Origin of the sequence: Pseudoalteromonas sp. S3785 (assembly GCF_005887365.1) — a bacterium.
Lineage (GTDB): Bacteria > Pseudomonadota > Gammaproteobacteria > Enterobacterales > Alteromonadaceae > Pseudoalteromonas.
This window is the reverse complement of the sequence record NZ_PNCT01000153.1, coordinates 1-367: the sequence shown is the minus strand read 5'-3', so window position 1 is coordinate 367 and position 367 is coordinate 1. Positions and strand designations below refer to the sequence as shown.

Genomic DNA, 367 nt, shown 5'->3' with positions numbered 1-367 from the left:
CGTGAATCGATATATACACTCGCTCCGAATCTCATACACTAAAACACGCGATGACTTAGATTTAGATGACATAGACAGCCTAATTGATGAAGCGGGCGACACACCTGATGAAACCCCAGCAGATGCACTTGTTGAAGAAAGTGATGACTTTGATTTAGATGATATAGACGGCCTAATTGATGAAGTTGAAGATTCACCTGCAGCTGAAGTAGCAACAGATAATGATACAGAGCGAGATATAGATAGCGCTTTGGCTGATTCTGTTGAAGAACTGGCTGATGCACAGAGCGATTTTAACGAAGATGATATTGAAACTTTAGCGTCTTCACTTATTGATGAACCAGAGCTTGAAGAAGAACCTGAGCTT

General features: G+C 41.1%; 1 protein-coding gene. It reads left to right on the top strand.

Annotation, left to right across the window (positions count from 1 at the left end; genetic code table 11):
• On the top strand, positions 1 to 367 hold a 367-nt coding region (locus tag CWC17_RS18945; RefSeq protein ID WP_138614645.1), incomplete at both ends, for a hypothetical protein.